This window comes from Streptomyces morookaense, assembly GCF_013030945.1.
In the GTDB taxonomy this organism is placed as follows: Bacteria; Actinomycetota; Actinomycetes; order Streptomycetales; family Streptomycetaceae; genus Streptomyces; species Streptomyces morookaensis.
Genome location: NZ_JABBXF010000035.1, coordinates 101,628 through 128,208 on the forward strand (window position 1 = coordinate 101,628; position 26,581 = coordinate 128,208).

At 72.9% G+C, this 26,581-nt stretch carries 21 protein-coding genes; 8 read left to right on the plus strand and 13 right to left on the minus strand.

The genetic code is table 11. The features are described from left to right. Nucleotides 1-116 precede the first annotated feature (116 nt). Nucleotides 117-1,205: an S-(hydroxymethyl)mycothiol dehydrogenase gene (locus HG542_RS17035; RefSeq protein WP_171082288.1), complete on the plus strand. Its 1,089-nt coding sequence runs from the start codon at nt 117-119 to the stop codon at nt 1,203-1,205. A gap of 61 nt (nt 1,206-1,266) precedes the next feature. Here the strand turns inward: HG542_RS17035 and HG542_RS17040 are convergent, their stop codons facing one another. The 3 genes from HG542_RS17040 to HG542_RS17050 all read right to left on the minus strand — a co-directional run bounded on the left by HG542_RS17040 (nt 1,267) and on the right by HG542_RS17050 (nt 3,204). Next, nucleotides 1,267-2,175: a ribonuclease Z gene (locus HG542_RS17040; protein ID WP_171082290.1), complete on the minus strand. Its 909-nt coding sequence runs from the start codon at nt 2,173-2,175 to the stop codon at nt 1,267-1,269. Nucleotides 2,176-2,180: 5 nt separating this feature from the next. Continuing rightward, on the minus strand, nt 2,181-2,540 hold the full coding sequence (locus tag HG542_RS17045) for a histidine triad nucleotide-binding protein (protein WP_171082293.1): 360 nt from the start codon (nt 2,538-2,540) through the stop codon (nt 2,181-2,183). 94 nt (nt 2,541-2,634) lie between these two features. Next, the gene (locus HG542_RS17050; protein ID WP_171082295.1) at nt 2,635-3,204 is read right to left on the minus strand and encodes a hypothetical protein; all 570 of its coding nucleotides are present in this window, start codon (nt 3,202-3,204) and stop codon (nt 2,635-2,637) included. 166 nt (nt 3,205-3,370) lie between these two features. Here HG542_RS17050 and HG542_RS17055 point away from each other — a divergent pair, with 166 nt between their 5' ends. The 3 genes from HG542_RS17055 to HG542_RS17065 are packed head-to-tail and all read left to right on the plus strand — an operon-like array spanning nt 3,371 to nt 8,657. After that, nucleotides 3,371-4,627 carry a glycosyltransferase gene (locus HG542_RS17055; protein WP_171082297.1) on the plus strand — a complete coding sequence of 419 codons (1,257 nt, stop codon included), beginning with the start codon at nt 3,371-3,373 and terminating at the stop codon, nt 4,625-4,627. After that, the gene (locus tag HG542_RS17060) at nt 4,624-6,237 is read left to right on the plus strand and encodes an ArnT family glycosyltransferase (RefSeq protein WP_171082299.1); all 1,614 of its coding nucleotides are present in this window, start codon (nt 4,624-4,626) and stop codon (nt 6,235-6,237) included. Before HG542_RS17055 ends, HG542_RS17060 begins: the two co-directional genes overlap by 4 nt. Beyond that, on the plus strand, nt 6,228-8,657 hold the full coding sequence (locus HG542_RS17065) for a galactose oxidase early set domain-containing protein (protein ID WP_171082301.1): 2,430 nt from the start codon (nt 6,228-6,230) through the stop codon (nt 8,655-8,657). The genes HG542_RS17060 and HG542_RS17065 overlap by 10 nt, the downstream gene beginning before the upstream one ends. Nucleotides 8,658-8,809: 152 nt before the next feature. Here HG542_RS17065 and HG542_RS17070 read toward each other — a convergent pair whose 3' ends face one another. Continuing rightward, a complete protein-coding gene (locus tag HG542_RS17070; protein WP_171082303.1) occupies nt 8,810-9,529 on the minus strand; it encodes a VOC family protein in 720 nt (239 codons plus the stop codon). A 147-nt stretch (nt 9,530-9,676) separates the two neighbouring features. Between HG542_RS17070 and HG542_RS17075 the strand changes: the two genes are divergently transcribed. Next, on the plus strand, nt 9,677-10,201 hold the full coding sequence (locus HG542_RS17075; RefSeq protein WP_171082304.1) for a hypothetical protein: 525 nt from the start codon (nt 9,677-9,679) through the stop codon (nt 10,199-10,201). Nucleotides 10,202-10,213: 12 nt separating this feature from the next. On the opposite strand, the gene HG542_RS17080 is transcribed toward HG542_RS17075, so the two are convergent. Then, entirely contained in the window at nt 10,214-11,653 is a 1,440-nt protein-coding gene (locus HG542_RS17080; protein ID WP_171082306.1) for an AfsR/SARP family transcriptional regulator, read from the minus strand. A gap of 102 nt (nt 11,654-11,755) precedes the next feature. On the opposite strand from HG542_RS17080, the gene HG542_RS17085 reads away from it, so the two are divergent. After that, the gene (locus HG542_RS17085) at nt 11,756-14,740 is read left to right on the plus strand and encodes an AfsR/SARP family transcriptional regulator (protein ID WP_171082308.1); all 2,985 of its coding nucleotides are present in this window, start codon (nt 11,756-11,758) and stop codon (nt 14,738-14,740) included. A gap of 156 nt (nt 14,741-14,896) precedes the next feature. On the opposite strand, the gene HG542_RS17090 is transcribed toward HG542_RS17085, so the two are convergent. From HG542_RS17090 to hrcA, 5 genes are all read right to left on the minus strand, one after another. Next, nucleotides 14,897-15,652, minus strand: coding sequence for a response regulator transcription factor (locus HG542_RS17090; RefSeq protein ID WP_171082310.1), 756 nt, complete (start codon nt 15,650-15,652; stop codon nt 14,897-14,899). Between the two features lie 9 nt (nt 15,653-15,661). Further along, nucleotides 15,662-16,411 (minus strand): 16S rRNA (uracil(1498)-N(3))-methyltransferase, encoded by a 750-nt coding sequence (locus tag HG542_RS17095; protein WP_171082312.1) that lies wholly within the window; start codon nt 16,409-16,411, stop codon nt 15,662-15,664. A 4-nt stretch (nt 16,412-16,415) separates the two neighbouring features. Next, nucleotides 16,416-17,489, minus strand: coding sequence for a nitronate monooxygenase (locus HG542_RS17100; protein WP_171082314.1), 1,074 nt, complete (start codon nt 17,487-17,489; stop codon nt 16,416-16,418). A gap of 75 nt (nt 17,490-17,564) precedes the next feature. Beyond that, nucleotides 17,565-18,701, minus strand: a complete 1,137-nt coding sequence (gene dnaJ / locus HG542_RS17105; protein ID WP_171082316.1) for a molecular chaperone DnaJ — start codon at nt 18,699-18,701, stop codon at nt 17,565-17,567. Beyond that, the gene (hrcA, locus tag HG542_RS17110) at nt 18,702-19,718 is read right to left on the minus strand and encodes a heat-inducible transcriptional repressor HrcA (protein ID WP_171082318.1); all 1,017 of its coding nucleotides are present in this window, start codon (nt 19,716-19,718) and stop codon (nt 18,702-18,704) included. A 212-nt stretch (nt 19,719-19,930) separates the two neighbouring features. On the opposite strand from hrcA, the gene HG542_RS17115 reads away from it, so the two are divergent. Together HG542_RS17115 and HG542_RS17120 are read left to right on the plus strand one after the other, a co-directional pair. Continuing rightward, nucleotides 19,931-20,683, plus strand: a complete 753-nt coding sequence (locus HG542_RS17115) for an MBL fold metallo-hydrolase (RefSeq protein WP_171082320.1) — start codon at nt 19,931-19,933, stop codon at nt 20,681-20,683. Nucleotides 20,684-20,716: 33 nt separating this feature from the next. Further along, entirely contained in the window at nt 20,717-21,535 is an 819-nt protein-coding gene (locus HG542_RS17120; RefSeq protein WP_171082322.1) for a DUF3097 domain-containing protein, read from the plus strand. A gap of 54 nt (nt 21,536-21,589) precedes the next feature. Here the strand turns inward: HG542_RS17120 and hemW are convergent, their stop codons facing one another. From hemW to lepA, 3 genes are all read right to left on the minus strand, one after another. Further along, a complete protein-coding gene (gene hemW, locus HG542_RS17125; protein WP_171082325.1) occupies nt 21,590-22,822 on the minus strand; it encodes a radical SAM family heme chaperone HemW in 1,233 nt (410 codons plus the stop codon). 36 nt (nt 22,823-22,858) lie between these two features. Next, a complete protein-coding gene (locus HG542_RS17130; protein WP_171082326.1) occupies nt 22,859-24,748 on the minus strand; it encodes an AMP-dependent synthetase/ligase in 1,890 nt (629 codons plus the stop codon). Nucleotides 24,749-24,950: 202 nt separating this feature from the next. Beyond that, on the minus strand, nt 24,951-26,581 hold a 1,631-nt coding region (lepA, locus tag HG542_RS17135; RefSeq protein ID WP_171082328.1), incomplete at its 5' end, for a translation elongation factor 4.

The following is a 26,581-nucleotide window of genomic DNA, read 5'->3' on the forward strand; positions in this document are numbered from 1 at the left end:
CAAGAGATGTCTACGCGCGCAGAGCAAAGTGTGTCGGGCCCCTCACGGGCGGAGGCCGCTCCGCCGCGTACCGTGGTGACCGACCAGTGACGAGGACGAGAAGGGCGGGGCCGTTCATGGCGCAGGAAGTACGCGGGGTCGTCGCACCCGGGAAGAACGAGCCGGTGCGGGTGGAGACCGTGGTCGTGCCGGACCCGGGGCCCGGCGAGGCCGTGGTGAAGATCCAGGCGTGCGGCGTGTGCCACACGGACCTGCACTACAAGCAGGGCGGGATCACCGACGACTTCCCCTTCCTGCTGGGCCACGAGGCGGCCGGCGTGGTCGAGGCGGTCGGCGCGGGTGTGACCGAGGTGGCGCCCGGTGACTTCGTGATCCTCAACTGGCGTGCGGTGTGCGGCCAGTGCCGCGCCTGCCTGCGCGGGCGCCCGCAGTACTGCTTCGCCACGCACAACGCGCGGCAGAAGATGACGCTGACCGACGGAACGGAGCTCACGCCCGCCCTCGGCATCGGCGCCTTCGCCGAGAAGACGCTGGTCGCGGCCGGCCAGTGCACCAAGGTCGACCCGGAGGTCTCCCCGGCCGTGGCCGGCCTGCTGGGCTGCGGCGTGATGGCCGGCATCGGTGCCGCGATCAACACCGGGCAGGTGGGCCGCGGCGACTCCGTCGCCGTGATCGGCTGCGGCGGCGTGGGCGACGCGGCGATCGTCGGCGCGCGGCTGGCCGGGGCGGCACGGATCATCGCCGTCGACATCGACGAGCGCAAGCTGGAGACGGCGCGCGGCATGGGCGCCACGCACACGGTCGACTCCCGCACCACCGACCCCGTCGAGGCCGTCCGCGAACTCACGGGCGGCTTCGGCGCGGACGTCGTCATCGACGCGGTCGGCCGCCCGGAGACGTACCGGCAGGCGTTCTACGCCCGCGACCTGGCCGGCACGGTCGTCCTGGTCGGCGTCCCCACCCCCGAGATGAAGCTGGAACTCCCCCTCCTGGACGTCTTCGGCCGGGGCGGCGCGCTCAAGTCCTCCTGGTACGGGGACTGCCTGCCGTCGCGGGACTTCCCGATGCTGATCGATCTGCACCGGCAGGGGCGTATCGACCTCGGTGCGTTCGTCACGGAGACGATCGAACTCGACGAGGTGGAGAAGGCGTTCGAGCGGATGCACGGCGGGGATGTGCTGCGCTCGGTGGTGCGGTTCCCCTGACGGGGGGGCCGCGCCCGGTTGTCCTGCGCCCCGTTTTCCTGCGCCCCGTCAGGGGCGCAGGTCACCGCCGCTTCGGCACCGGCACCCGCATCAGGTCCTTGGCCACCGTCAGTTCGCCCTCGAAGCCTGCGGCACGCGCCTGGTGTTCGAAGGCCGTCGGGTCGTCGTACCGCTGCGAGAAGTGCGTGAGCACCAGATGCCGGACGCCGGACTCCGCGGCCACGCGGGCCGCCTGGCCCGCGGTCAGGTGGCCGTGTTCGACGGCCAGCGCCGCGTCCTCGTCCAGGAACGTGGACTCGATGACGAGCATGTCGCAGCCCTCCGCGAGGGCGTAGACGCCCTCGCAGAGCCTCGTGTCCATGACGAACGCGAAGCGCTGGCCGCGCCGGACCTCGCTCACCTCGTCGAGCGTGACGCCGCGGACCTCGCCCTCGCGCTGCAGCAGGCCCACATCGGGGCCGGAGATGCCGCGTTCGGCCAGCAGGCCGGGCAGCATACGGCGGCCGTCCGGCTCGACGAGGCGGTAGCCGTAGGACTCGACGGGGTGCGACAGGCGCCGCGCCTCCAGGAGGTAGGACGGGCCGTCCGCCAGGACGGCGCCCTTGCCGGAGACGGGCTGCTGGTCCAGCTGCACCGTCTCGCGGTAGGCCGTGGCGTAGCGCAGGCGGTCGAAGAAGCGCCGGCCGCTCGCCGGGTAGTGCGCGGTGACCGGGTGCGGGACGCGGTCGAGGTTGATGCGCTGGATCACCCCGGCCAGGCCCAGCGAGTGGTCGCCGTGGAAGTGCGTGACGCACAGCCGGTTGAGGTCGTGCGCGGCGACCCCGGCGCGCACCATCTGGCGCTGGGTGCCCTCGCCGGGGTCGAAGAGCAGGCCCTCGCCGTCCCAGAGCAGGACGTAGCCGTTGTGGTTGCGGTGCCGGGTGGGCACCTGGCTGGCGGTGCCGAGGACGACGAGTTCGCGTACGGACACGAGGACTACCCGGGCGGCCAGTTGAGGCCGCGGCCGCCGAGCACGTGCAGGTGCGCGTGGAAGACGGTCTGCCCGGCGCCGGCGCCGGTGTTGAAGACGACCCGGTAGCCCGTGCCGTCCACCTTCTCGTCGGCCGCGACCCGGCCGGACTCGCACAGTATGTCGGCCATGACCTGCGGCTCGGCGGCGGCGAGGGAGGCGGCGTCCGGGTAGTGGACCTTGGGGATCACCAGGACGTGCGTGGGGGCCTGGGGGTTGATGTCGCGGAAGGCCACGGTCGTCTCCGTCTCACGGACGACGGTCGCCGGCACCTCCCCCGCGACGATCTTGCAGAACAGGCACTCGGCCTGCGGTTCTCCCGCCACCGGTGGGCTCCTCCCGGGTCGTCGGCTCGTACGGACCGGATGTTACCGGGCCGCCTGCACGAGGCCGTGATCACGGGGAGCCGCAGGCCGTCGCTCACTTGCCGTGGAAGGTGCTGCTGCAGCTCGGGGAGGGACGGGCCGGCCGGGCCGGCGGACAGCTGCAGGACTGTTCGTCCGACGGGGGCGGCGGGGTCCACGGCGTCCACGAGCCCGGCGTGGCCGGGGCGGTGGTGCTCGCCTTGGAGCAGTCGCCCAGCACCGTCACCGTGAACTTGGTCTTCCCGTCCACCTTGCCCGTCAGATTGCCCCGCACGCACGCCTCGCCGCTGATGCCGGTGACCGTGCCGTAGACGAGGATCTTCTTGCCGCCGGAGGTCTTTCCCTCGCAGTCCACGCCGACGGCGGTGACGGCCGCGGGCGAACCGCTGCCGCTCGCCGGGGCGCTGCTCGTCGCCTTCCCCTGGCACGTCAGATACGCCACGCGCACGCCGCTGCGCTCCAGTTGGTCGGTGGCCTGTTTGCCCGTGACGACCGAGACCGTCACCGAGTCGAGCCCGCCGGCCGGATCACAGCCGACGAGTGCCGCGGCGGCCGCACCCGTGAGGGCGGCGGCGACGGCCGCATACCGCGCCCGTGGGACGCGTAAGCCCCTCAACGCACCCATACAGGGCAGTTTTCCACCCCGGCGGGCCGGGCGGAAGACGGCCTCCGGCCCCAACTCCCGGTTTGTGCACAGGATTACACAGGATTACCGGATTCCCCGCCTGGGCTTCACCTTCTCCCCTTACTCTCTCCCCAGCGACAACCAGGGGGATTCTCGGGGGGATTCTTTGGTCACTTCCTTGCTGGTCTGCGCGGTCTCGCTCGCGCTGTTCTGGCTGGCCGCGTTCACGCTCTGGTGGCAGATGCACGCCTGGCGCACGCCGGAGACGCTCGCGGCCACCCGCTTCGAGCGCCCCAGCGGCGAGGGCGCCCTGTCCTTCTCGCTCCTGGTGCCGGCCCGGCACGAGCAGGCCGTCCTGGAGCACACCGTCACCCGTCTGCTGCAGTCCACGCACGGCCGCTTCGAGATCCTGGTGATCGTCGGCCACGACGACCCGGAGACGGCCGAGGTGGCCCGGAAGGCGGAGGCCGCGGCCCCGGACCGGGTGCGGGTCGTCGTCGACACGCACGAGAAGAAGAACAAGCCCAAGGCCCTCAACACCGCGCTCCCGCACTGCCGGGGCGAGGTCGTCGGGGTCTTCGACGCCGAGGACCAGGTCCACCCGGAGCTGCTCGCCCACGTCGACCACGCCTTCCGCGCGACGGGGGCGGACGTGGTGCAGGGCGGGGTGCAGCTGATCAACTTCCACTCCAGCTGGTACAGCCTGCGCAACTGCCTGGAGTACTTCTTCTGGTTCCGCAGCCGCCTGCACCTGCACGCCGCGAAGGGCTTCATCCCGCTCGGCGGCAACACCGTCTTCGTCCGCACCGACGTGCTGCGCGAGGCGGCCGGCTGGGACCCGGAGTGCCTGGCCGAGGACTGCGACCTGGGCGTGCGGCTGTCCAGCACGGGCAAACGGGTGGTGGTGGCGTACGACTCCGAGATGGTCACCCGCGAGGAGACGCCCGGCAGCCTGGTGAGCCTGCTCAAGCAGCGCACCCGCTGGAACCAGGGATTCCTCCAGGTCTACCGCAAGAAGGACTGGCGCCGGCTGCCCACGTTCGGGCAGCGGATGCTCGCCCGGCACACCCTGATGACACCGTTCTTCCAGGCCTTCACGGGTGTCGTCATCCCGCTCAACGTCCTCGTCGCGCTGCTCGCCGACGTCCCGGCCGGGGTCGCCGTGGTGACGTATCTGCCGCTCGTGACCGCGCTGGTGACCTTCGTCTTCGAGGTCGTCGGGCTGCACGACTTCGGGGTGCAGTACGGCCTGCGCGTACGGCTGGTGCACTACGCCAAGCTCGTCGCCGGCGGGCCCTGCTACCAGCTGCTGCTGGCCGGGGCCGCCGTGCGGGCCGTCTGGCGGGAGCAACGGGGGCGCAGCGACTGGGAGTTGACGCGGCACGTCGGGGCCCATCTCACCGCAGAGGACGTGGTGTCGTGACCGCGACCGCCGCCGCGGCACCGCCGCAGCCCGTTCCCGTGCCCGTCGCGGCCCGGCCCGTCGCCGTGCGCCTCCGCCGGGCCCGGCCCGGTCTGCTGGTGTGCGGCGGAGTGCTGACCGTCGTCCTGCTCGTCCAGGGCTGGAACACGGCCGGCTTCCCGGCGCTGGGCGACGACGAGGGCACGTACCTCGCCCAGGCCTGGGCCGTCCAGCACGGCAAGGGCCTGGCCCACTACACCTACTGGTACGACCACCCTCCGCTCGGCTGGATCCAGCTCGCCCTGGTCACCTGGATACCGTCGCTCGTCTCGCCCGGTGCCCTGTCGGTGGCGCCGATGCGGTACGCGATGCTGCCGGCGGCGGGCGCGAGTGCGGTGCTGCTGTACGTGCTGGCGCGGCGGCTGGGGCTGCGGCGGTGGGCGGCGGGGCTGGCGATGGCGCTGTTCGGACTGTCGCCGCTGGCCGTCGTCCTGCAGCGGGAGATCTTCCTCGACAACATCGCCGTGCTGTGGATCCTGCTGGCGTTCTGCCTGGCGGCCTCGCCGCGGCGGCACCTGTGGCACCACTTCGGGGCGGGACTGGCCGCGGCGGCCGCGGTGCTGTCGAAGGAGACCATGCTGGTCGTCCTGCCGGCCCTGCTCGTCACGATGTGGCAGCACAGCCACCGCGACACCCGGAAGTTCGCCGTGACGGGCGCGGTGACGGCCTGCACTCTGGCAGGGCTCGCGTATCCGCTGTTCGCGCTGCTCAACGACGAGCTGCTGCCCGGCCCCGGCCACGTCTCGCTCGTGGACGGCATCACGTACCAGATGAGCCGCCCGGGTTCGGGCTTCCTGCTGGACCCGGGGTCCGGTGCGCATGCGGTGCTGCACTCCTGGCTCTACTACGACCGGCTGCTGCCGCTCGGCGGCCTGGCGGCGGCCGTCGCGCTGGTGGCCGCCGCCCGCTGGTCGCGTACCGGCAGGGCCCTGCTGGGCCCCGCGCTGACCGTGGTGATCCTCGCGCTGGTGGCGCTGCGTCCGTCCGGTTATCTGCCGGCGATGTACGTCATCCAGCTGCTGCCGTTCCTGGCGCTGGCCCTGGCCGGGGCCGCGGCGTCGGTGGCGGGGGCGCTGCTGCGGGGCCGGAAGCGGCCCGCGGTGGGCCGGGCGGCGGTCGGGCTGCTCGCGGCCGCGGCCGCGGTGCTGGTCGTGCCGCGCTGGTGGGACGGCAACCGCCCGGCGCTGACCGCCGACGCCAACTCCGGCTACCGCGCCGCCGTCCACTGGCTGCGGGACTCCGGCCACGTCCCCGACCCGGCCCGTACGCGCGTCCTGGCGGACGACGCCGTCTGGCTGGACCTCGTGCACGCCGGGTACCGGCCGGGCACGGGCGCGATCTGGTTCTACAAGGCGGATCTCGACCCGGCCGTGGCCAGGACCCTCCCGCACGGCTGGCGCGATGTCGACTACGTCGTCGCCTCGCCGACGGTGCGTCGGGACGCGGCGACACTGCCGGTGGTGAGGGCCGCGCTGGAGCATTCGCGGGCGGTGGCCTCCTTCGGGGAGGGCGAGGACCGGATCGAGATCCGCCGGATCGGACCGACGGAAAAGGAGAGTCGATGGCACTGAACGTCACGCCCCCGCGGCGCCGGCCGTCCCGCGGGAGACACGCCGCAGCGGCCTTGTTACTGGCGTCGGCCGGCTCCTTCGGCCTGCTGCTGGCCGCCCCGGGCCCGGCGGCGGCCGGATCCAACCTCGTCGTCAACCCGGGCTTCGAGTCGGCGGGTTCGGACGGCATGCCCACGTGCTGGGAGAAGTCCGGCTGGGGCAACAACGATTCCACCGTCACCACGACCGATGCCTCGGAGGCGCACAGCGGCGGCCGGGCCCTGTCCGTCACCGTCACGCGCCGGGTGGACGGCGACCGCAAGGCGATGATGGCCGAGGACACCTCCTGTGCCCCGGACGTCGCGCCGTCCCACCAGTACGACCTCTCCCTCTGGTACAAGTCCACCACCCCGGACGCGTCCGTCACGGTCTTCCGGCACGACGTCAAGGCGGGCTGGCAGTACTGGACGGACCTCAAGTCCCTTCCGTTGAGCGCCGGTTACACGCAGGCCACGGTCCGTACGCCCGTGGTGCCGCCCGGCACCGACCAGATCACCTGGGGCGTCTCCGTCTACGGCACGGGCACGGTCACCACCGACGACTACGACATGGAGGACGCCACCCTGCCGGCCGCGGGCTCGCTGTGCACGGCCGGGGACGCCTGCACCAAGGGCCGCTGGGAGGTCATGCCGTTCAGGAACCCGGTGCGCAGCATGCATTCCGTCGTGCTGCACAACGGGAAGGTGCTACTGGTCGCGGGGTCGGGCAACGACCCGTCGATGTTCAAGGCGGGCACGTTCACGTCGGCGGTCTACGACCCGAAGACGGGCGCGATGAAGACGATCCCCACGCCCGTGGACATGTTCTGCGGCGGCCACGTCCAGCTCTCGGACGGCCGCGTCCTCATCATGAGCGGCAACAAGTCCTATCCGGCGGCGGACGGCAGCCATGGCTACGAGGGCCTGAAGGACAGCTACCTCTTCGACCCGGCCACCGAGTCGTACCAGAAGGTCAACGACCTCAACGAGGGCCACTGGTACCCGTCGGCGACGGAGCTGGGCAACGGCGACGTCATCACCTTCGGCGGGCTGAAGGAGGACTCGACGGGCAGCGTGACGGCCGAGAAGTTCTCCCAGGCGCAGCAGAAGTGGCTGCCGCGCACCGAGGTCAACCAGACCTGGTCGTACTGGGGCCTGTACCCGTCGATGATCCTCATGCAGGACGGCCGGCTCTTCTACTCCGGCAGCCACGTCTTCGGCAACGGCACACCGGGCGGCGGGGCGGCCGTCTACGACTACGGCGCCAACAGGATCACCGATGTGCCGGGTCTGCAGGACAAGGACCACCGCGACCAGTCGATGAGCGTGCTGCTGCCGCCCGCCCAGGACCAGCGGGTGCTGACGATGGGCGGCGGCAACGTCAACTCCAACCCGGAGGCGAGCCGCCTGACGGACCTGATCGACCTGAAACAGCCCAACCCCCTTTACGTTCCCGGCCCGTTGCTGCCCCAGGGCACGGTCGACCAGGGCCAGGGGCCGAAGCCGGAGACGGGTGCGCAGGGCAAGATGTACGTCTCCGCCGTGCTGATGCCCGACGGCAAGGTGCTGGAGACCGGCGGCGGCCTGCACGACCGGGCGGACCCGGTGTACGAGGCGTCGTTCTACGACCCGGCGGGCAACGCGTTCCAGCCCGGCCTGGCGACGGACCCGATCCCGCGCACGTACCACTCCTCCGCCTTCCTGCTGCCGGACGGCCGGGTGATGGCGGTCGGGGACAACCCCGGCAACGGCACCTTCGACGACCACGTCTCGGTCTACACGCCGCCGTACCTGTTCAAGGGCGCCCGGCCGCAGATCACGTCGGTGGCGAACGCGGACAAATGGCAGTACGCGAGCACCCAGCGGGTGACGGTGGACCGCCCGGTGGTGAAGGCGGAACTGATCCGCCCGGCGGCGGTGACGCACTCGTCCGACCCGAACCAGCGCTTCGTCGACCTCCCGATGACGGTGGGCGCCGACGGCACGACGCTCGACCTGAACGTCACCAGCAACCCGAACCTGGCGCCGCCCGGCTGGTACATGCTCTTCGCCGTGGACGCGGCCGGGGTCCCTTCGGTGGCGTCATGGGTCCACCTGGGCGGCCCGGACGCGATGGCGGCACCGATGGTGCACGGCTTCGCGGGCCACATGTCGGCGAAGCCGACGGGCCCGGAACGGCCGCACGCCGCGCACCCGGTCTCCCCGGAGATCGCGGGCTGCGACCGCCACTACGGCTCGGCGGACGTGTGCGTGCCGACGGTGTTCCCGTCGGAGGTGGCGAGGACGACGGCTGCACGGTGCGGCTGGCTGCGTGCGCACGGGTACGGCTCCCTGCGGCTGAACGGCCGGGACGACCCGCTGCGGCTGGACCCGCGGGGGACGGGACGGGCCTGCGGACGGTGACGTGGCCGGCGAACCCCCGTTCCCGGGTAGGCGGGAACGGGGGCCGGTCTGCCGGGAACGCCCTATCGATCCCCCCGTGCTCGGTACGGCGCGGCTTCCCGTTGCCCATCAGCCTGCCGGACGGCCCGCCTCCGCACGATAGGAAGAAGTTCCTACGCATCCGCCCTTGCGTTCACCGCGAACCATGCCCCGAAGGGGTCCCGCAGCGTGGCCTGCCGGCCGATGCCGCGCTGGGACTCCGGCGGATGGACGACGTGGCCGCCGTTCTCGATGGCCGCGGTCACCGCCGCATCGCAGTTCGCGACCGCGAAGTAGGGCAGCCAGCCCACAGGGGTCGCGTCGAGCGGCCGCATGATGCCGCCGTGCGCGTTCTCCATCCCGCCGCCCTGCGGGGTCACCACCGTGTAGACGGCGCCGCGTTCGAGGACGAGGTCGTGGGTGTCCCAGGCGAAGACCGCGCGGTAGAAGTCCTTGGCCGCCTGCACGTCGGGCGTGTAGAGCTGCGTCCACCACAGCGAGCCCGGGGCGTCGACCGTCTCCAGGCCCGGCCCCTCGCCGGGCTCCCGGACGGCGAACCGGGCCCCCGCGGGGTCGGCGAGCCCGCCGGGTCCGGCGTACCCGCCCGCGCGCTCCACGGCCGCGGCCGTCGCCGCCGCGTCCGCCGTGCGGAAGGACACGGTCCACGTGCCCCGCCCGGTACGGGAGTCGGCCAGGGCCCCCGCCACCGTCCGCCCCGCGAGCCGGAAGTGGCCGCCGGGGGTCAGCTCCCAGGCCAGCAGGGCCCCGTAGAAGGCGGCGGAGGCCGCGGGGTCGGGGGTGCTCAACGCGATCCAGTTCGGGCTTCCCGGTGCGGATCCGGCGCTCGTCGGCATGCGGCCAGCATGGCAGCGGAACGGGTGGACACGCCGCGGGTGGAGCGGCGTTGACAGGTTGTTAACCGGGAACTGGTGCCCTTCCCCTGTTTACCGGCAACGGTTCTCCGTTGCCCCTTTTGCCTGTGCCGCAGAGAAAGGCTCGCCATGAGCACCACGAGAACCCGCCGCCCGTCGATCGTCCGCCGCCTGACCGGCCTCGCCGCTTCGGCCGTGCTCGCCACGGTGGGCCTGCTGGCCACCGGCGGAACGGCGCACGCGGCCTACGACCCCGGTGCCGCCACCATCTGGAACGACGAGCCGCTCTACGCCGCCGACTGGCACGTGGACAACGGCCCGGCCCGGCTGATCATGCAGCGGGACGGCAACCTCGTGGTCTACGTCAACGGCAACGTCCACTGGACTGCCAATACGCAGGGCTGTGGCGCCAAGGCCGTGATGCAGACCGACGGGAACCTCGTGGTCTACGGACAGAACGGCAGCACCGTGTGCTGGGAGAGCCACACCGCCCAGAACCAGCTGGGAACGCACTACGGCGTGATGAAGCTCCGCCTCAACAACAACGGCACGCTGACGATCTACGGCGCACCCGACATCTGCCGGAACGCGGAAAGCACCGCGCCCTACTCGCTCGACGCCCCTCTGTGCGCGACCATCGTCCGGCAGTTCTGACGGCCTCCCCGCTCACCCCCTGCCCATCCGCTCCGCGACGCTCGCCAGCGACCAGTGCGGCCGGGCCGCGGCCCGTGCGGCCGCCGTCCGCAGCAGCGCCGGGTGGCACCGGCAGGCCTCGGCCAGGGCGCGTGCGGCGTCCGGTTCGGCCGCGACGCGTGCCGCCCCGAGGGTACGGACGAGGAGACCGAGCGCGTCGTCGGCGGAGAAGGCACCCAGGGCGACCGGCCGGGCACCGGGGAGGAGCCCGGCCGGCGTCCGGCCGGTGACGAGAGCGGCGCAGCCGGGGTGTCGGGGGAGCAACGGACGGATGCCGTCGAGGTCCTGCACGTCGTCGAGCACGACCAGGACCCGGCGCCCGTCGAGCGCGTCCTGATAGGCGGCGGCCAAGTCGGTCTCGTCCTCGGGGACTTCCCCGCCGAGCGCCCGGACGAAGGCGGCGAGGATCCGGGCGGGGCGGACCGGCGCCGCGTGCGAGGCCTTCAGGTCGCCGTAGAGCTGGCCGTCGGGGTGGGCGTCGCGCAGGCGGTGCGCGACGTGGACGGCGAGCGCGGTCTTCCCGGTCCCGGCCGGGCCGTGCACGACGGCCGTCCGCGCAGCGGACTCCAGGGCCCGTACGAGCAGGGCGGCTTCCTCGGCGCGCCCGGTGAAGTCCACGGTGTCGGCGGGCAGATGACGCGGCCGGCACACCGCGGGCGCAGCGGCCGTTCCATCGGTGATCTGCCGCTGCAGCCGCACCAGTTCGGGCGCGGGGTCGAGGCCGAGCTCCTCCGCCTGCCCGCGGGCGCGTTCGTAGACGGCGAGCGCCTCGTCCCGGCGGCCGCTGCGGGAGAGCGCGAGCATGAGCAGGGACTGCAGCTGCCCCGACGGGTCCGGTCCCTCGGCCAGCGCCGCCAGCTCCGGGAGCACCTCGGCGTGCCGCCCACGGGCGACGTCGAGGGCCAGCCGCGCCTCCAGGGCCGCCGTGCGGCTGGCCTCCAGGCGGTGCCGGACCCGCTCGGCGAAGGGGCCGGGGACGCCGTCCAGGGCGCTGCCGTACCAGAGGTCCAGGCCCCTGGTCAGCAGGGCGTGCGCACCGTCCGGGTCGCCCTGCTGCCGGGCCGTGGCGGCCGCCTGGACGGCGTCGTCGAAGCAGTGCATGTCGACGGTCCCGGCCGCGGCGTCCAGCCGGTACCCCTGCCCGGCCTGGTGCAGGGCCGCGGCACCGCCCCCGGCCGCGAGCAGCTGCCGGAGCCGGTAGACATGGGTGGCCAGGGCGCGCTTCGGCCGGGCCGGCCAGAGGTCCTCGTCCTCGCCCCAGACGGCGCGCAGCAGCTGCCCGGTGGTCAGCGGCCCGCCCCGGGCCGCCAGCAGCGCCACCAGAACGGCCTGCTGCTGGGGCCGGCCCACGGGGTTCTCGGTGTCCCCCTGCCGGATCCGCAGCGGTCCCAGCGTCCGGAAATGCAGTGTCACGTCACGCCCCAAGCCGTGTCGCTTCGACGTCCAGGCGACCTGACATCCCATCATATGTGCGTACTCCATCAAAGAGCTGTGCATGTCGGGGAGGGAGCGCACATGACGTCGCACGAGGGGGCCCGCAGCGGAGGCAGAGCCCAGGAGGGGCCGGCGCACTTACTCGAGTTCGCGCTGCTGGGCCCGGTCCGCGCCCGGCGCGACGGCACCGAACTCGACCTGGGCCGGCCCCAGCAGCGCGAGGTGCTCGCGATCCTGCTGGCCGCCGCGGGGCGCACGGTGTCGGTGGGGCTGATCGCGGACGGGGTCTGGGACGAGGCCGACCGGCCGACCAGGCCGGACCAGTCCGTCCGTACCCACGTCCACCGGCTGCGCCGGGTGCTGGGACACTCCGCCGACGCGCCGCTGCTGGTCACCGTCGGCGACGGCTATGCGCTGCGGGTGCCCGCCGAGGCCGTGGACACCTGGGCGTTCGGACGGGCGGAGGCGGATGCCGCCCGGATCCGGGCCGCGGGCGGCACGGCCGCGCAGGCCCGCGACGTCGTGGCGGGCGCACTGGAACTGTGGTCCGCCGAACCGCTGGCCGGACTGCACGGCCCGCACGCGCGGGCGGTGCGCGAACGGCTCTGCGCCGTCCGGCAGTCGCTGCTGGAGACGCGCCTGGAACTGGACGCCGAGATCGGCGACCGGCCGGACCTGCACGCCGAGGCGGGCGCCCTGGTCATCGAGTACCCGGCGAGCCAGCGGCTGCGGGGCGTCCAGATGCTGGCCCTCCACCAGGCGGGCCGCCAGGCCGAGGCGCTGAGCGTGTACGAGGACACCCGGCGGTACCTGGAGGCCGAACTGGCCCACCTCCCGGCGCCCGAGCGCAGGCCCTGCCCGGCGCTGCAGCAGCTGCACCAGCGGATCCTGTGCGCCGACCCCGCGGTCCGGCCCGCCGCCGAACCCGCCCACCCGGCCTTCGACGCGGACAGCATCCCCGCGGCCCACCGACTGCCGTCCGGCATCGGCGACTTCACCGGCCGCGCCGAGGCCGTCGGCACCCTCACCGGCATGCTCACCCACCCCGGCACGCAGGCCGTCGTGGTCTCCGCCGTCAACGGCGTCCCGGGCGTGGGCAAGACCACCCTCGCCGTCCACACGGCCCGCCGGGTCGCGGAGCGGTTCCCCGACGGGCACCTCTACGCGGACCTGCGCGGCGCCGACCGCGAACCCCTGGACCCGCAGGCCGTCCTCGCCTCCTTCCTGCGCGCCCTGGGCGTGACCGACAACGATGTCCCGGACGACGGCGACGAGCGCATCGCCCTCTACCGCTCGCTGATGGCCGAGCGCCGGGTCCTGCTGCTGCTGGACAACGCGGCCTCCGACGGCCAGGTGCAGCCGCTGGTGCCCGGGGCCGCGGGCAGCGCCGTCCTGGTGACCAGCCGCGCCCGGCTGACCGGGCTGGCCGGGGCGCAGCACCTGAGGCTCGACGTGATGCCGCCCGGCGAGGCCCTCGCCCTGCTCCGGCGGATCGTCGGCGACCGCCGCTGCGACGCCGAGCCGGAGGCGGCCGCCGCGGTCGTGGCCGCGTGCAGCGGGCTCCCCCTGGCCATCAGGGTCGCCGCCTCGCGGCTGGCCGCGGAGACCGGCTGGACCCTGGCCGACATGGTGCGGCGGCTCGACGACGAGCACCGGCGGCTGCACGAGCTGTCCACCGGCGAACTCGCCGTGGAGGCCACCTTCGAGCTCTCCTACTCCAAGCTCTCCCCCGAACAGGCCCGCGCCTTCCGGCTGTTGTCCGCCGTGGACGCGCCGGACCTCGGCCTGCACTGCGCCGCCGCACTCCTCGGCCGGGACACGGAGGACACCGAGGACCTGCTGGAGTCCCTGGTCGACCTCAACCTCGTGGAATCGCGCCGGATGGGCCGGTACCACTTCCACGACCTGGTACGGGTCTTCGCGCGGGCCAGGAACGCCCGCGACGACACCCCCGCGGAGACGTCCCGCGCGTTCGCCCGCCTGCTGGACTTCTGCCTGGCCACCGCGCGGGCCGCGGACGCGGCGTCCCACTCGGTGGACCCCGCCGAACGCCGGCTCATCGACGTGCCGGTGGCCGCGGCCGGCCTCGTCTTCGGCACCGCGCAGGCCGCGACCGCCTGGATGCACGAGGAGATACCCGTCCAGCGGGCACTGATCGACCGGGCCTGCACGGACGGCGCCCTGCCGCTGGCCCAGGCGGCCGACCTCGTCGACAAGCTCAACAACGTGCTGCCCGGCGTCACCCACCAGACCGGGGTGACCGCCCAGGCCGCACGGGTCGCCGAGGCCGCGGCGGCCCGCGGCGACCGCACCGCCGAGGCCCTGGCCCGCTACGTCCGGGGCAACGCCCTGTGGCACGCGAGCTCCTTCGCCGAGGCCGAGGCCGAACTCCGGCGCTCCATCGCGCTGTGCGCCGACGGCTCCGACGCGCGGCTGCGCGGCTGGGCCCACCTCACGCTGTGCGCGGGCGCCCGCATCGGCGGCCGCACCGACGAGGCCGTCGGGCACGGCGAGGCCTCGGTAGGCCTCTTCCGCACCGCGGGCGCCGGCACCGCCGAGGGCACCGCCCTGGGCGAACTGGCCTTCAACTACGCCCGGCAGGGCCGCCTCGCCGAGGCACGCGCCGCGGCCGAGCGCGGCGCCCTGCTGGTGGGCGGGGAGCCCTCGGTGTCCAAGGCGATCGGCCTGTACTACCTGGCCCGGGTGCTGCGCCTGTGCGACGACCCGGACACCGCGCTCCACCGCGCCCAGGAGGCGCTGGAGTTGTTCCGCACCCTGAACGTGACGGCCTTCGAGGCGGCGACCGGCGTGCTGATCGCCGACCTCCACGTCCAGACGGGCCGGCACCGCCGGGCGGCGGAGGTCGCCGAAACCTTCCTGCCCGTGGCGCGGCGCACGAGCCCCGTACTCGAGGGCAGCCTGCTCCGCGCCCTCGGCTCCAGCCTCGGCCCCCTGGGGCAGCACACCAGGGCCCGCACCTGCCTGGAGGAGGCCCTCGCCCTGTTCGAACAACGCCGCGCCCAGGCGGACATCGACCAGACGCGAGCGCTGCTGGGCGCCCCGTAAGGGGCGCGGGGAACTGCGCGACCAGCCCCCACCGGCCCGCGGCCGAACGCACCACCCCAGGGGGTCCGGGGGGGCAGCCCCGAGCACGTCAACTGCAGGCGCGCCGTGGCTGATCGCGCAGTTCCCCGCGCCCCTTACGGGGCGCCCGGCACCGTGTCACGGCACGAGCCCCGCCCGCCGGGCGACCCGCACCGTCGACACCCGGTTGTCGGTCCCCAACTTCCGGTACACCTTCTCCAGATGCCGATTCACCGTATGCGGCGAAATCCCCAGCCGCCGCGCCATCGCCCCCGTCGTCAGCCCCTCCGACAGCAGCCCCAGCACGGTCAGTTCGCGCGGCGTCAGGCCATGCCCCGCCGGCACGGCGCCCGGCAGGGACCCCCCGCGCAGGCGGCGCAGTTCCCTGACATGGTTGGCGACGCCGACCAGGAGCGGCTGCAGCCGGGCGGCCAGGGCCAGTTCGCGTGCCGTGAAGTCCGCGTCGCGGCCCAGCACGATGTTGCGCAGGATGCCGCGCTCCCCGGGCAGCGGCAGGCCCATCTGATAGGCGGCGCCGAAGTCGCGGCGCGCCTCGCTGTACCACTCCGTGTGCCGCCAACGGGCGCAGATCTCACTGACGTTGACCGGGGGCCGGAGCTCCAGCGGGCTCGTGTAGAAGAACAGCGGGTGACGCTGCCGGATCCGCCGCTGCACGAGGTCGCCGACGTGCGCGCTGAGCCGCTCGGGCGCCCAGCCCTCCGCCTGCCCGGTGCCGTCGGCGACATTGCCCGCCGTGTACGTCGCCGAGTGACAGTCGAACGCCTCCAGCAGGTGGGCGGTGATCAGGTGCCAGGAGGTGTCGGTGTCGCCGTTCTCCAGGACGGCCACGGCGAGGTCGAGTATCCGCTCGTAGTCCCGCGCTTCCAGCTGCACACGCGTCCCCTAGCTCCAGCGCCCCGTCCGCCCCAGCAGCAGGGCCGCCGCGGCCGTGCCCGCCGTGGACGTGCGCAGCACGCTCGGGCCCAGCCGGTACGGGTGGGCGCCCGCCTCGGCGAAGGCGGCGAGCTCCTCCGGGGAGACGCCGCCCTCGGGGCCGACGACCAGCACGATGCTGCCGGTCTCCGGGAGTTCGGCGGTGGCCAGCGGGGTGCTGCCCTCCTCGTGCAGGACGGCCGCGAAATCGGCCTCCGACAGCAGCGTCGCGACCTGCTTGGTCGTCATCTGCCCGGCCACCGTGGGGAAGCGCAGGCGGCGCGACTGCTTGCCCGCCTCGCGGGCCGTCGAGCGCCACTTGCCGAGCGACTTCGCGGCGCGCTCGCCCTTCCACTGCGTGACGCAACGCGCCGCGGCCCAGGGCACGATGGCGTCGACGCCGGTCTCCGTCATGGTCTCGACGGCGAGTTCACCGCGGTCGCCCTTGGGCAGGGCCTGGACGACGGTGATCGACGGCCGCGGCAGCGGCTCGGAACGCACCGAGGTGACGGCCACATCGAGGTGGTCCTTGCCCTCGACGGCCGCGACGGTGCCGTGCACGCCCGTGCCCGCGCCGTCCGTCAGGACGATCTCCTCGCCCACCCGCAGCCGGCGCACGGAGACCGCATGCCGGCCCTCGGGGCCGTCGAGCGGGAAGACCGTACCGGGGAAGACACCCGTGAGGGCGTCCTCCTCGACCAGAAAGACCGGCGCTGTCATCGTTCTACTTGCTCCCTCGGTTCAACGGCGCGCCTGCCGCGCCGAGTTCGGCGGCCAGCAGCTCCACGAGCTCCGCCGCCGGAAGTTCACGGGCCAGCCGGTGCCCCTGGCCCGCCCACAGACCGAGGGCCTGCGGGTCGCCGGCCTCGGCGGCCGCCCTGCGCAGCGGGGCGGTCAGGAAGTGCACCTGCGGGTAGGCGGCCGGGGCGTACGGGCCGTGCTCCCGCACGAACCTGTTCACCAGGCCGCGGGCCGGGCGCCCGGAGAAGGCCCGGGTGAGCTCGGTGCGGACGAACAGCGGGTCGGTGAGGGCCTGTTTGTGCAGCGGGTGCGCACCGGACTCGGGGCAGGCGAGGAAGGCCGTGCCGAGCTGGGCGGCGCAGGCGCCCGCGGTGAGGACGGCGGCGATGTCGGCGCCGCGCATCAGCCCGCCCGCGGCGATCACCGGGATCCGTACCGTCTCGCGCAGCTGCGCCAGCAGGGACAGCAGACCGATGCCCGCGCCGGCCCCGTCCGCATGCGGGTCGTCGTGGTGGGTGCCCTGGTGGCCGCCGGCCTCGACGCCCTGGGCGCACACGGCGTCCGCACCGGCCTGCTGTGCCGCCTCCGCCTCGGCGGGCGAGGTCACGGTGACGACGGTGCGGGTGCCGGCCGCGGCCAGGGCCGCGAGGGCCTCGGGGGACGGGCAGCCGAAGGTGAAGGAGACGACCGGGACGGGGTCGTCGAGGAGGATGGCCAGCTTGGCCTCGTACGCGTCGTCGGCGTCCCGGTCCCACTCGCCGAGCGGGGTGTCGTACCAGGTGGCCTCGGCGGCCAGCTGCTCGGCGTAGACCTCGACCGCGGCCGGGTCGGCGGCGGGGGGCTGCGGCAGGAACAGGTTGACGCCGAAGGGGCGGGAGGTGAGCGCGCGGAGCTGCTTGATCTCCTCGTACATGGCGGCCGGGGTCTTGTACCCGGCGGCCAGGAAACCGAGGCCGCCGGCCCCGGAGACGGCGGCGGCCAGCGCAGGGCGGCTCGCGCCACCGGCCATGGGGGCCTGCACGACGGGGTGCAGGAACAGGTCGCTCAGGGGAGCCATGCCGACATCGTTGCACAGGCTCCCGATCGCCGGACGGGCCGGATTCTGCCCGTCCGCCCGGCGACCGGGAACGGCCTAGCGGCCGTTGAACGCATCCTTCAGCCGCGAGAACAGCCCCTGCTGGCCCGGCTTGAACTCGCCCATCGGGCGCTCCTCGCCGCGCAGCTTCGCCAGCTGCCGCAGCAGGTCCTCCTGCTGCGGGTCCAGCTTCGAGGGCGTCTGGACCTCGACGTGCACGACCAGGTCGCCCCGGCCGCCGCCGCGCAGGTGCGTGACGCCGCGCTGGTGCAGCGGGATCGACTGGCCGGACTGGGTACCGGGCCGGATGTCGATCTCCTCGACGCCGTCCAGCGTCTCCAGCGGCACCTTGGTGCCGAGCGCCGCCGCCGTCATCGGGATGGTGACCGTGCAGTGCAGGTCGTCGCCGCGGCGCTGGAACACCGCGTGCGGCTTCTCGTGGATCTCCACGTAGAGGTCGCCCGCCGGACCGCCGCCCGGGCCGACCTCGCCCTCGCCCGCGAGCTGGATACGGGTGCCGTTGTCCACACCGGCCGGGATCTTGACCGTGAGCGTGCGGCGCGACCGCACGCGGCCGTCGCCCGCGCACTCCGGGCAGGGCGTGGGGACGACCGTCCCGAAGCCCTGGCACTGGGGGCAGGGGCGGGAGGTCATGACCTGGCCCAGGAAGGACCGCGTGACCTGGGAGACCTCGCCGCGGCCGCGGCACATGTCACAGGTCTGGGCGGACGTGCCGGGGGCCGCGCCCTCGCCGCTGCACGTGGTGCAGACGACGGCCGTGTCGACCTGGATCTCCTTGGTCGTGCCGAAGGCGGCCTCGTTGAGGTCGACCTCGATACGGATCATGGCGTCCTGGCCGCGCCGCGTCCGCGAGCGGGGCCCGCGCTGCGACGCCTGGCCGAAGAAGGCGTCCATGATGTCCGAGAAATTGCCGAAACCGGCGCCGAAGCCGCCGGCCGCACCCGCACCGCCCGAGGAGGACAGCGGGTCCCCGCCGAGGTCGTAGACCTGCTTCTTCTGCGGGTCCGACAGCACCTCGTAGGCGGCGTTGATCTCCTTGAACCGCTCCTGCGTCTTCGGGTCCGGATTGACGTCCGGATGCAGCTCGCGCGCGAGGCGGCGGAAGGCCTTCTTGATCTCGTCCGGCGAGGCGTCGCGGCGGACGCCCAGGACCGCGTAGTAGTCCGTGGCCACTTACGACTCCGCCAGGATCTGTCCGACGTAACGTGCCACTGCGCGTACCGCTCCCATCGTTCCGGGGTAGTCCATGCGGGTCGGTCCGACCACGCCGAGTTTGGCGACTGCCTCGTCGCCCGAACCGTAGCCGACGGCGACCACCGATGTGGAGTTCAGCCCCTCGTGGGCATTCTCATGACCGATGCGCACGGTCATCCGCGAGTCCTTGGCCTCGCCGAGCAGCTTGAGCAGGACGACCTGCTCCTCCAACGCCTCCAGCACGGGCCGGATCGTCAGCGGGAAGTCATGACCGAAACGAGTGAGATTGGCGGTGCCGCCGATCATCAGCCGTTCCTCGGTCTCCTCGACGAGGGTCTCCAGCAGGGTCGCGAGCACCGTGGAAACGGTTCCGCGGTCGTCCTGCTCGAAGGACTCGGGGAGGTCCTGCACCAGCGACGGCACATCGGTGAACCGCCGCCCCACGACCCGGCTGTTGAGCCGCGCCCGCAGATCCGCCAGCGAGGTCTCGCCGAACGGCGCAGGGCAGTCGACCATGCGCTGCTCGACGCGCCCGGTGTCCGTGATGAGCACGAGCATGATGCGGGCGGGAGCGAGCGAGAGCAGCTCCACGTGCCGCACGGTCGAACGGGTCAGCGAGGGGTACTGCACCACCGCGACCTGCCGGGTCAGCTGCGCCAGCAGCCGCACCGTGCGGGCCACGACGTCGTCGAGATCGACGGCGCCGTCCAGGAAGTTCTGGATGGCGCGCCGCTCGGCCGCCGACAGGGGCTTGACGCCCGCGAGCTTGTCGACGAAGAGGCGGTAGCCCTTGTCGGTGGGGATCCGGCCGGCGCTGGTGTGGGGCTGGGCGATGAAGCCCTCGTCCTCCAGGGCGGCCATGTCGTTGCGCACGGTGGCCGGGGAGACCCCCAGCCGGTGGCGCTCGGTGAGGGCCTTGGAGCCCACGGGCTCCTCGGTGCCCACATAGTCCTGGACGATGGCGCGCAGCACCTCAAGCCTTCGTTCGCTCAGCACCGCGCGCACCTCCAGTCAGTGGTCCAGCCGTCTTGCGGGTTCTGCGGGGAACACGGGGGGCTCGTGGAGCCCGTTCCCTTGGCACTCCATGGTCACGAGTGCCAGATCCCTTCAGCCAGTGTACGGCCGGGCACCACGGCCGGGGCAAGGGCAGTCCCCGCCGCGCACCCGCAGGCCGGGCAACCGTACCGCGCTGCGGCTACCGTCGCCGCATGGGAACCCGAGGGGAAACGAGCGCCGCGGAGGCGCACTGGGAACGGCTCGCGCCGGGCGTCGCCCGCCGCAGAATGCCGGGCTGGGACGAGACGATCGGGGCGATCGCGGGCCGTACGGGCGTGCTCGTCGTCGACACCGGGGCCACCGTGCGCGCGGGGGCGGAGATCCGGCAGGAGGTGACGGAACTCTTCGGCCTGCCCGTGACGCACATCGCGCTCACGCATCCGCATTTCGATCATGTGCTGGGCACGGCGGCGTTCCCGGACGTGCAGGTGTACGGGGCCGTGGGCCTCGACGACCTGATGCTGCGCGAGCGGGACGCGATGCGGGACACCGCGGTGCGGCACGGGGTGGACCCGGCGGAGGCGGCCGAGGCCGCCGACCTGCTCGTCCTCCCCCACCACCCGGTCTCCGGCGACATCGCCCTCGACCTGGACGGCGACGGGGCCGGTCAGCAGGTCCTGCTGGCCAACGTCGGCCCCGGGCACACCGCCCACGACCTGGCCGTCCTGGCGGTCGGCCGGGACGGTGCCCCGGACATCGTCTTCTGCGGCGACCTGGTCGAGGAGTCGGGCGAGCCGCAGGCGGGCCGCGACGCCCTGCCGCACGCGTGGCCGGCGGCCCTGGACCGGCTGCTGGCGCTCGGCGGGGAGGACGCGCTCTACGTGCCCGGGCACGGGGCCGTGGTGGATGCGGGGTTCGTGCGGAGGCAACGTGACGAGCTGGCGGCGCGGTTCGGTGTCGCATGAGCGAGGCGGTGATCATGAACCACAATGGCCCGCATGAAGCGCTACAGCCCTGATCTGACCCCGCCCTGGAAGCGGACGGCGCCCGCGCCGGAGGTGCCGGCCGAGCCGGACCTCGTTGTGGAAGAGGTCACAACGGGCTTCTGCGGGGCGGTGATCCGCTGCGAGAAGACGGCACAGGGCCGGACGGTGACCCTGGAGGACCGGTTCGGGAAGCATCGCGTGTTCCCGATGGAACCGCGCGGCTTCCTGCTGGAGGGGCGGGTCGTGACGCTCGTGCCGCCGGCCCCCGCCGCCCCGCGCGGCCCGGCCCGCACCGCCTCCGGCTCGATCGCCGTCCCCAGCGCCCGGGCCCGGGTCGCCCGGGCGGGCCGCATCTACGTGGAGGGCCGGCACGACGCGGAACTCGTGGAACGGGTGTGGGGCGACGACCTGCGGATCGAGGGCGTGGTCGTCGAATACCTGGAGGGCATCGACGATCTCCCGTCCATCGTCCGGTCGTTCGCCCCGGGCCCGGACGCGCGCCTGGGTGTCCTGGTGGACCACCTGGTGCCGGGCACGAAGGAGTCCCGCATCGCGGCGGAGGTGACGGGGGACCACGTCCTGGTGGTGGGCCACCCGTACGTGGACGTGTGGGAGGCGGTGAAGCCGGCGTCGGTGGGCATCGCTGGGTGGCCGCGCGTACCGCGCGGGGAGGACTGGAAGACGGGCGTCTGCCGACAGCTGGGGTGGCCGGAGAACACGGGGGCCGCTTGGCAGCGGATCCTTGGCGCGGTGCGCAGTTACAAGGATCTGGAGCCGGAACTGTTGGGGCGGGTCGAGGAATTGATCGATTTCGTGACGGCGCCGGAGTAGGCGCCCTGTTGGCGCCCCGTAAGGGGCGCCAGGTTACGGGGCGCCAGGGGCGCCCTAGTCCACCAGGTCCCGCACCACCGCGTCGGCCAGCAACCGCCCCCGCAGCGTGAGGACGGCACGCCCGGCCTCGTACGGGCCGGGCTCCAGCAGCCCGTCCGCCAAGGCCCTGCCCGCCGCCGCGAGGCCCGCCGGTCGCAGCAGCGACAGCGGGCACCCGTCCACCAGCCGCAGCTCCAGCAGGATCCGCTCCACCCGCCGGTCCTCCTCCGGCAGGACCTCGCGACCCGCCCCCGGGGAGCGGCCCTCGCTCAGGGCCTGCGCATATGCGCCGGGATGCTTGACGTTCCACCACCGCACCCCGCCCACGTGCGAGTGGGCACCCGGGCCCGCGCCCCACCAGTCCGCGCCGCGCCAGTACAGCTCGTTGTGCCGGCAGCGGCCGGCCTCGCTCGTGGCCCAGTTCGAGACCTCGTACCAGGCGAAGCCCGCCGCGGACAGCTTGTCCTCGGCGATCAGGTAGCGGTCGGCGTGCACGTCGTCGTCCGTCATCGGCACCTCGCCGCGCCGGATGCGGCGCGCGAGCTGGGTGCCCTCCTCGACGATCAGGGCGTAGGCCGAGACGTGGTCGGGGCCGGCGCCGACGACCGCGTCCAGGGAGGCCCGCCAGTCGTCGTCGCTCTCCCCCGGCGTGCCGTAGATCAGGTCGAGGTTGACGTGCTCGAAGCCCGCCGCGCGCGCCTCGGCCACGCATGCCTCGGGGCGGCCCGGCGTGTGCGTACGGTCGAGGACCTTGAGGACGTGCTGCCGGGCGCTCTGCATGCCGAAGGAGACCCGGTTGAAGCCGGCGGCCCGCAGCTCCTCCAGGTAGCGCGGGTCGACGGACTCCGGGTTGGCCTCCGTGGTGACCTCGGCACCGTCCGCCAGCCCGAACTCGTCGCGGATCGCGGCCAGCATCCGGCCGAGGTCGGCGGCGGGCAGCAGCGTGGGTGTGCCGCCGCCCACGAAGACCGTCTCGACCGGGCGCGGGTCGTCGCCCAGCACCTTCCGGGCCAGGCGGATCTCCTCGGCCAGCGTGTCCGCGTAGTTGTCGCGGGAGGCCAGGGCGCCGCCGGAGCCGCGCAGCTCGCTCGCGGTGTAGGTGTTGAAGTCGCAGTACCCGCAGCGCGTGGCGCAGTAGGGGACGTGCAGGTAGAACCCGAGCGGCCGCTGCCCGGCGCCGTCGAGGGCGTGGCGGGGCAGCGCCCCGTCCGCGGGCATGGGTTCGCCGTCAGGCAGTACGGAAGGCATGCCCCCATTGTCCGGCATCCGGCGCCGGGCCCCTGCTCACTGCTCGCGGGCGCCCTCGTACATCTCCTCGATGAGGTTCTTGTACGCGCGCTCGACGACCGGCCGCTTCAGTTTCAGGCTCGGCGTGAGCTCGCCGTGCTCGACGTCCAGGTCCCGCGGCAGCAGCCGGAACTTCTTGATCGTCTGCCAGCGCTGGAGCCCCTCGTTGAGGCGGCGCACATAGCTGTCGACGAGCTCCTCGGTCTCCTTGGCGGCGACCACCTCCGCGTAGGGGCGGCCGTCGAGGCCGTGTTCCTTGGCCCAGCCCAGGATGGCGGGCTCGTCGAGGGCGATGAGGGCGGTGCAGTAGTTCCGGTCGGCGCCGTGGACGAGGATGTTGGAGACGAACGGGCACACCGCCTTGAACCGGCCCTCGATCTCGGCGGGCGCGATGTACTTGCCGCCCGAGGTTTTGATCAGGTCCTTCTTGCGGTCGGTGATCCGCAGGTAGCCGTCCGGGGAGAGCTCGCCGATGTCGCCGGTGTGGAACCAGCCGTCCGGCTCCAGGACTTCGGCCGTCCGCTCGGGCTGCCCGTGGTAGGCCTCCATCACGCCGGGGCTGCGGAGCAGGATCTCCCCGTCGTCGGCGATACGGACCTCGGTGCCGGGCAGCGGCTTGCCGACGGTGCCGGTGCGGTAGGCCTCGCCGGGGTTGACGAAGCTGGCGGCGCTGGTCTCGGTGAGGCCGTAGCCCTCCAGGATGTGGATACCGGCGCCGGCGAAGAAGTAGCCGATGTCGGGGGCGAGGGCGGAGGCGCCGGAGATGCAGGCGCGCAGCCGGCCGCCGAAGGCCGCGCGGATCTTGGTGTAGACGAGGGCGTCGGCGATCCGGTGCCGGGCGGCGAGGCCGAAGGGCACGGCCTTGCTGCCGGTGCGGCGGAAGTTGTCCTGCTGCACCTTGGCGTACTCGCGGGCGGTGTCCGCGGCCCAGCGGAAGATCTTGTACTGGGCGCCGCCGCCCGCGCGGGCCTTGGCGGCGACGCCGTTGTAGACCTTCTCGAAGATGCGCGGCACGGCTGCCATGTAGGTGGGCCGGACGACGGGCAGGTTCTCGATGATCTTGTCGACGCGGCCGTCGACGGCGGTGACGTGCCCGACGCTGATCTGGCCGGTGGTGAGCACCTTGCCGAAGACGTGTGCGAGCGGGAGCCACAGGTACTGCACGTCGTCGGGGTGCACCAGCTGGGTGGCCTCGATGGCGCGGGACATATAGGACCAGGCGTCGTGCCGCAGCCGTACGCCCTTGGGGCGGCCGGTGGTGCCGGAGGTGTAGATCAGGGTGGCGAGCTGCTCGGGGCGCAGCGCGGCGATCCGGTCGGTGACGGCGTCGGGGTGGGCCTTGAGGTACTCGGCGCCGCGGCGCTCCAGTTCGGCGAGGGTGAGGACCCAGTCCTCGGGGTCGTCCTCGTCGGCCGTGACCTCGGTGTCGTCGATCACCACGACATGGGCGAGCGCGGGGAGTTCGGCGCGGTGCCGGCGGGCCTTGGCGAGCTGGGCGGCGTCCTCGGCGACGAGGACCCGGCTCTCGGAGTCGGCGAGCATGTACGCCGACTCCTCGGCGTTGGTGCTCGGGTAGACGGGCGTGGTGGCGGCGCCCGCGCACATGATGCCGAGGTCGGCGAGGATCCACTCGACCCGGGTGGAGGAGGCGAGGGCGACCCGCTGCTCGGGCTGCACCCCGAGGGTGATCAGGCCGGCGGCGGCCGCGAAGACCCGGTCGGCGGCCTTGCGCCAGGTGAGCGAGGCCCAGTCGTCGGGACCCTGGCCGGAGGGGGCGGGCACCGGGTGGCGGTAGGCCTCCGCATCCGGTGTGGCAGCGACCCGTTCGAGGAACAGCGACGCCACGGAGGGCGGCCGGTTCTCGATCAACGTCTGTGTCTCCGTCACGGCATCCTCCGGGGTCCCGCCTCGTTGCTGGTGACTCGCGAGTAACCTTCCAAACAGTGATCAGACTAGAGCCGTTGGGCCCATGGCGTAAGAGCCGAAGAAAGCCTTGTTGAAGCTGTGACCGGCGGGACGGATGTCCCTGAATACGGCAAATGCCCGCCCCGATACGGGACGGGCACATGCCGTGCGGAGCAGCCGGGCGTTACTTCTTGCCCTTCTCGCCGCCGCTGTCGTCGGTGGACAGCACCGCGATGAAGGCCTCCTGCGGGACCTCCACGCTGCCGACCATCTTCATCCGCTTCTTGCCTTCCTTCTGCTTCTCCAGCAGCTTCCGCTTACGGGAGATGTCACCGCCGTAGCACTTGGCGAGGACGTCCTTGCGGATCGCGCGGACCGTCTCACGGGCGATGACCCGGGAGCCGATCGCGGCCTGGATCGGCACCTCGAAGTTCTGCCGCGGGATGAGCTCGCGCAGCTTGGCGACCAGTCGCACGCCGTAGGCGTACGCCTTGTCCTTGTGCGTGATCGCGGAGAACGCGTCGACCTTGTCGCCGTGCAGCAGGATGTCGACCTTGACAAGATCGGACATCTGCTCGCCGGTGGGCTCGTAGTCCAGCGAGGCGTAGCCGCGGGTCTTGGACTTCAGCTGGTCGAAGAAGTCGAAGACGACCTCGGCGAGGGGCAGCGTGTAGCGGATCTCGACACGGTCCTCGGAGAGGTAGTCCATGCCCAGCATGATGCCGCGGCGGGTCTGGCACAGCTCCATGATCGCGCCGATGAACTCGCTGGGCGCCAGGATCGTGGCCCGCACGACCGGCTCGTACACCTCGGCGATCTTGCCGATGGGGAACTCGCTCGGGTTGGTGACCTCGGTCTCGGTGCCGTCCTCCATGACGACGCGGTAGATCACGTTCGGCGCGGTGGCGATCAGGTCGAGGCCGAACTCGCGCTCCAGGCGCTCGCGGATGACCTCCAGGTGCAGCAGGCCCAGGAAGCCGACGCGGAAACCGAAGCCGAGCGCCGCGGAGGTCTCCGGCTCGTAGACCAGGGCGGCATCGTTGAGCTGCAGCTTGTCCAGGGCCTCGCGGAGCTCCGGGTAGTCCGAGCCGTCCAGCGGGTAGAGGCCGGAGAACACCATCGGCTTGGGGTCCTTGTAGCCGCCGAGCGCATCGGTGGCCCCGCCGTGGAACTGGGTGATGGTGTCGCCGACCTTGGACTGGCGGACGTCCTTCACACCGGTGATCAGGTAGCCCACCTCGCCGACGGACAGGCCGTCGGCCGGGAGCATCTCGGGCGAGTTGGTGCCGATCTCCAGGAGCTCGTGGGCCGCACCGGTGGACATCATCTTGATGCGCTCGCGCTTGCTCAGCGTGCCGTCGACGACCTTCACATAGGTCACCACGCCGCGGTAGGCGTCGTAGACCGAGTCGAAGATCATCGCGCGGGCGGGGGCGTCCTTGACGCCGACCGGGGCCGGGACGTCGCGCACGACGCGGTCCAGCAGCTCCGGGACGCCGACGCCGGTCTTGGCGGAGACCTTGAGGACGTCGGACGGGTCGCAGCCGACGAGGTTCGCCAGCTCGGCGGCGAACTTCTCGGGCTGGGCGGCCGGGAGGTCGATCTTGTTGAGGACCGGGATGATCGTGAGGTCGTTCTCCATCGCCAGGTAGAGGTTGGCGAGGGTCTGGGCCTCGATGCCCTGGGCGGCGTCCACCAGGAGGATGCAGCCCTCGCACGCGGCGAGGGAGCGGGAGACCTCGTAGGTGAAGTCGACGTGGCCCGGGGTGTCGATCATGTTGAGGATGTGAGTCGTCCCCGACTCGTCCTCGGTGG

What these genes read in the sequence shown, in the direction of transcription:
- HG542_RS17100 (WP_171082314.1), bottom strand. Translation starts at nt 17,489, where the DNA reads ATGGCTCCCCTGAGCGACCTGTTCCTGCACCCCGTCGTGCAGGCCCCC.
- HG542_RS17115 (WP_171082320.1), top strand. Translation starts at nt 19,931, where the DNA reads ATGGGAACCCGAGGGGAAACGAGCGCCGCGGAGGCGCACTGGGAACGG.
- HG542_RS17070 (WP_171082303.1), bottom strand. Translation starts at nt 9,529, where the DNA reads ATGCCGACGAGCGCCGGATCCGCACCGGGAAGCCCGAACTGGATCGCG.
- HG542_RS17120 (WP_171082322.1), top strand. Translation starts at nt 20,717, where the DNA reads ATGAAGCGCTACAGCCCTGATCTGACCCCGCCCTGGAAGCGGACGGCG.
- HG542_RS17085 (WP_171082308.1), top strand. Translation starts at nt 11,756, where the DNA reads ATGACGTCGCACGAGGGGGCCCGCAGCGGAGGCAGAGCCCAGGAGGGG.
- hemW (WP_171082325.1), bottom strand. Translation starts at nt 22,822, where the DNA reads ATGCCTTCCGTACTGCCTGACGGCGAACCCATGCCCGCGGACGGGGCG.
- HG542_RS17065 (WP_171082301.1), top strand. Translation starts at nt 6,228, where the DNA reads ATGGCACTGAACGTCACGCCCCCGCGGCGCCGGCCGTCCCGCGGGAGA.
- HG542_RS17075 (WP_171082304.1), top strand. Translation starts at nt 9,677, where the DNA reads ATGAGCACCACGAGAACCCGCCGCCCGTCGATCGTCCGCCGCCTGACC.
- HG542_RS17035 (WP_171082288.1), top strand. Translation starts at nt 117, where the DNA reads ATGGCGCAGGAAGTACGCGGGGTCGTCGCACCCGGGAAGAACGAGCCG.
- HG542_RS17095 (WP_171082312.1), bottom strand. Translation starts at nt 16,411, where the DNA reads ATGACAGCGCCGGTCTTTCTGGTCGAGGAGGACGCCCTCACGGGTGTC.
- HG542_RS17050 (WP_171082295.1), bottom strand. Translation starts at nt 3,204, where the DNA reads ATGGGTGCGTTGAGGGGCTTACGCGTCCCACGGGCGCGGTATGCGGCC.